This window comes from Tabrizicola sp. (genome assembly GCF_030694085.1).
In the GTDB taxonomy this organism is placed as follows: Bacteria; Pseudomonadota; Alphaproteobacteria; order Rhodobacterales; family Rhodobacteraceae; genus Tabrizicola.
Genome location: NZ_JAUXZE010000034.1, coordinates 1 through 3,322, shown reverse-complemented (window position 1 = coordinate 3,322; position 3,322 = coordinate 1). Strand labels below are relative to the sequence as shown.

The 3,322-nt window shown below is 64.1% G+C and carries 2 protein-coding genes; both read left to right on the top strand.

Features of this window, described 5'->3' with window-relative positions; translation table 11 throughout:
* Positions 1-18 precede the first annotated feature (18 nt).
* Complete coding sequence (locus Q8M85_RS04945; RefSeq protein WP_305541044.1) at positions 19-1,917, top strand: relaxase/mobilization nuclease domain-containing protein; 1,899 nt, start codon at positions 19-21, stop codon at positions 1,915-1,917.
* The coding region (locus Q8M85_RS04940) for a type IV secretory system conjugative DNA transfer family protein (protein WP_305541041.1) at positions 1,910-3,322 on the top strand (1,413 nt) is incomplete at its 3' end. The genes Q8M85_RS04945 and Q8M85_RS04940, both read left to right, overlap by 8 nt.

Here is a 3,322-nt window from a genome sequence, read left to right as displayed (position 1 = left end):
GGGTCGCAATTCGACTATATTGCTGCAATACACCAAGATCGCGCGCATCCACATGCGCATATCGTTCTGAACCGCCGCAGCAAGGATGGCGAAATGTTCTTTCTCGGGAAGGATCACCACTTCAACTACGACGCCTTCCGGGTGGCGATGGTCGAGGCGGCGCAGGCCCACGGGATCCGGCTCGAGGCGACACGGCGTCTTGACCGGGGGGTCACGACCTACCGCGCCGAGATCGACGAAGTCTACAAGGCCCGTGACGAAGGCCGGCCCCCCGTCGAGCGGCAACGCACGGGGGCCGATCTGGCCGCAGCCCTGGAGACGGTGGCGCGCAATGCGCTGACCTATCGCGGTCTGGCGGTCGAGGCGTCCCGGTCGAACTTCGATGACGTGGCCGAGGCACTCGAGCGGGCCAGCATCATCCTTGCCGGTGGCGGTCAGGTCCAATCTGACGGAGCCATCTACATGTCCCAAGACGAAACAGCCTTCGACACGCTGATCACCGAGTTTTCCCAGAACATCCGTCAGATCGAGGCGGCGATCGACCGGGCACCCGCAGCCGAGCGGCCAGAGATCGAGCGCAAGCTTACCGATGTGCTGGCCTCGGTCGCGCATCTGAACCCGCTCGGGGACCGCTCGACAGCACTTCTCGACGCCCCGTCCCGGGATGGGGTCTATGCGCGTGCCAACATGCGCGAGGACCAGCTCGCGCACCTCGACGATGATGCAGTGAAGGCGCGCCTCAGCGAGGCGCTGCAGGGCACCGGCATCGATCCCGAAGCCGTGGCTGCCCGCATGCGCGAGGGTGCCGGCAACGCAGCACTAGAACGGCAGTGGCTGGCACAGGATCTTCGCGCCATCGCCAAGGCGGGCGATCTCGATCTGGAGAGGGGCGAGGACCGCGAAGAAGCGCTGGACCGGCTGGAAGCCGTCCATATCCGCCTGGGCGATACCTTGACCGATGCGCGCATCCTCCGGGAGATAGACGATGTGGATGAGACGGAGGATGGCGAGGTTGCTCTCGCTGAGCGTCTCACACTGCCGGAGCGCGATCTCGCTAACGAACGGCCTGACGTCTTTGCCCCGTCCGAGCGCCGGGATTTCCAAGACCTCGTCGCCCAGTTCCGCCGGACGGATTTCGACCACCCCTTCTCGGACGACCCTTCCGTGCGCCGGGCCGGTGCCGTCGAGGTGGAAGAAGCCCGCGCCGCCTTCAACGCCTATGCACAACGATCACCTGATCATGCTGAACTGGCCTCGATGGCTTGGGACAAGATCACTGACAGCCGCAAGCCGCAGGAATACGCCGTGGAGGAGAAAGATCGGACGCTTCATGCTGGCGACATGGATCTTGCTTTGCGGGAACCCTACGACCGCTTGGGCCCGATCACCGAGGACATACGCATCCTCGCGCTCTACCGCACGGAAATGCCCGAAGAGGAGTTTGGTGCGGCAGTTCAGGAGGAGGTCAACCGGCTGCGCGCCATGGGGGCGTCGCGCGCCTATATCAGTGAGCGTAGCCTCGAGATCGAGGACCAGGCGCGGCAAGACTATGCCGAGCGTCGGTATCTCGCCGAGATGACGCCTGCTGTCGCCGAATATTTGCGCTGGGCAGAAGCCGGCGATCCGGCGCCAATGTCAGAGGCGGAGCAGCAGCGCTTCGTCGCGCAGATCGACAAGAGCCTGACGCCTGACGCAGTTGCAGCGTTGCGTGTGGGCAATGCCGAGGTACTGGACAAGTTCAGCCAGGACCCGCTGCGGCAGCTGGAACTTGCCAAGGCCTATCTCGAGAGCAGCGAGGTGACCGCCCACGGCCCTGCCATGGAGCGCGTTCTCGACGCGTTGGCCGAGGAACAGATCGAGGCGCAACGCGCGCGTCACGTCGTGGCGCATGGACAGAAGGGGATCACCCATGGATAGGGGCAAGATCGCGGGCGGGATCCTGAGCCTGACGCTGGTCGGCCTCTCCATCGGCTACGTCGTGGCCACGGGCTACCTGACCATCCGTTACGGGCTGTCTACGCAGCACTTCGACATTACCCTGCTTGCGCGGGAGTACCGGGCGCTTGGGGCCACTGCCCCGCGCGACTTCCTCTGGGTGAACCTGATCCTCGCGGGCTTCGGCGTCGCAGCACTGATGCTGAGCGTTACGCTTCTCGGCGATGCTCTCACACGCTTCGGCACGACGCATTGGCAGACCCGGGGCGAGATGAAGCGCAACGGCTTCTTCGCCAAACCGGGTGGCGGCTTCCTTCTCGGCAAGCTCGGCCCCCCGAAATCGAAGCGCCCGTTCCTGGTGTCCAAGACCTTCCCACATGCGCTGATCGTGGCGCCCACCGGCCGGGGCAAGGGCGTGGGCTTCGTGATCCCGAACCTGCTCACCTACAAAGGCTCGGCCGTCGTGCTCGACGTAAAGGGTGAGAACTTCCGCGAGACCTCGCGTTTCCGCGCCAGCATGGGCGACAAAGTGTTCCGGTTCGCGCCGACTGATTGGGACCGCCCCACGCACCGCTACAACCCGCTGGCTCGCATCGCGGCCATGACCAACCCTGACCGCCAGCAGATGGAGCTGAAACTGACCGCCAAGCTCTTCCTGCAGACCGACAACGAAAAGCTGAGCGGTCTTCTGGCAGGCGGCATCGACCTGTTCGTCGCGGCTGGCCTTCTGGCCTTCGAGCGCGGCGTTCCGACCATCGGCGAGATCTACCGCATCACTGCCTCGGGCGGCGACAAGCAGAAGGAATATCTGAAGCGCGCGCATGAGGTGAAGAACAGGTCGGCCAAGCTGATATTCGAGCGCATGGCCTCAACCAACAACGACACTCTGACCTCGTACCTGTCGCTCTTGATGACCTCGGGTCTCGATACCTGGGACAACCGGGCGATCGACGCAGCCACCGCGACTTCGGACTTCTCCTTTCGGGATATCCGACGCCGCCCCCACGCGATCTATCTCGTGGTCGAGTCCGAGATGATCCGCCCCCTAGCTCCGCTGATCAGGCTGTTCTTCTCGGACCTGATCGCGTCGCTGCAGGCGCAGGAGCCTGGCGATGATGAGCCTTGGCCCGTGATGATCATGCTCGATGAGTTTGACCGCCTCGGAAAGATGCCGATCGTGGCCGAAAGCATTAAGACGCTGCGTTCCTTCGGCGGAAACCTGGCCATCGTCACCCAGACCATCCCTGCGCTGGACGAGATCTATGGCGAGAACACGCGCCGTTCCCTGCAGGGCGGCGCGGGCGTGAAGCTCTACCTCACCCCGTCCGAGCAGAAGACCATCGAAGAGTTAAGCCAGGCCGTGGGCAAGACCACCAAGCGCGTGGTC